Source organism: Herbaspirillum sp. GCM10030257 (genome assembly GCF_042666555.1).
In the GTDB taxonomy this organism is placed as follows: Bacteria; Pseudomonadota; Gammaproteobacteria; order Burkholderiales; family Burkholderiaceae_D; genus Noviherbaspirillum.
Map to the genome: position 1 here is coordinate 1 of NZ_JBHTDH010000107.1, position 1,270 is coordinate 1,270.

The window sequence follows — 1,270 nt, forward strand, 5'->3', positions numbered from 1 at the left end:
TGACCTTGCCCCGATTTCACGTACAGCAGGAAATTTGATAATTTCTTGTTTGTACGGAGGAAGCGATGGAAGAGAAGTCAGTACCGAAACGGCAGTACACAGAAGAATTCAAGACCGAAGCGGCACGCCTGGCCGAGTCAGTCGGCCAGCATGAAGCTGCACGTCGACTTGGAGTGCCGGTAGCGACGCTGGGCAACTGGGTGCGAAGGCAACGCAAAGGACAGCCGCCCACCCAGGCAGATGTGGTCGCAGCACCTAAGCGCCCAGTGAGCGAACTCGAGGCGGAGAACAGCCGGTTGCGCAAAGAGCTGGCCAGTGCCAAGCTCGATATTGAAATTCTCCGAAAGGCAACGGCGTATTTCGCGAAGGGGTCGCGGTGAAGTACGCCTGGATTGATGCCCACCGCGACGGGTACAGTATTAGCCGGCTGTGCCGGGTTCTTGGTGTGTCGCGCAGCGGCTATTGCCAGTGGAGAAATCGGCCTCCCAGTCCACGGGCGCAGGCCAACGCCGCGCTCGATGCCGAGGTGGCGGCAATTCACCAAACAAGCCGCCGCAGTTATGGTCGTCCCAGGATCGTGGCCCAATTGCGCTTCCAAGGCAAGCGTGTTGGCGGCGAGCGGGTGCGGCGCAGCCTGCAGCGGCAGGGATTGCGTCCAGTCTATAAGCGGCCGTACCGGGTGACCACCGATTCCGACCACCGTCTGCCGGTGGCACCGAATCTGCTGAAGCGCCGCTTCGACGGCTGGGCTGTGAATCAAGCCTGGGTCAGTGATATTACGTTCATTGCCACGGACGAAGGTTGGCTGTACCTGGCAGCAATTCTGGATCTGGCAAGCCGTCGGATCGTCGGCTGGTCAATGAGTGAGCGGATCAATGCCGAACTGGTGTGTCAGGTACTGCGCAGTGCCTGCTGGCAGCGCAAGCCGCCACCGGGTCTCATTCTGCATTCCGATCAGGGTAGTCAGTATGCCAGTTGGGCTTACCGGAACCTGGCTGCCTCCTGGGGCATGAAGGTCTCCATGAGCCGACGCGCCAACGCCTGGGACAATGCGCCGATGGAGAGCTTCTTCAAGACGCTCAAGGTCGAGCACATTTACCAAACCCGTTATGAAACACGGGCGCAGGCTCGGCTGGATATCGTGAACTGGATCGAAGGGTATTACAATCGTCAGCGAATTCATTCCTCAACCGGATATCGCACTCCGGTTCAAGCTGAGGAAACGCTGATGGATGCATGACATGCTGTACGTGAAACCGAGGCAGGGTCA

1 protein-coding gene is annotated in these 1,270 nt (G+C 59.0%); it reads left to right on the plus strand.

Going from position 1 to position 1,270, the window contains the following annotated elements; genetic code table 11:
* Positions 1–65 precede the first annotated feature (65 nt).
* A protein-coding gene (locus ACFQUU_RS29275) for an IS3 family transposase (RefSeq protein WP_382252154.1) occupies positions 66–1,240 on the plus strand; the annotation gives its coding sequence in 2 pieces (ribosomal slippage) (positions 66–342 and positions 342–1,240; 1,176 coding nt in all).
* Positions 1,241–1,270 lie beyond the last annotated feature (30 nt).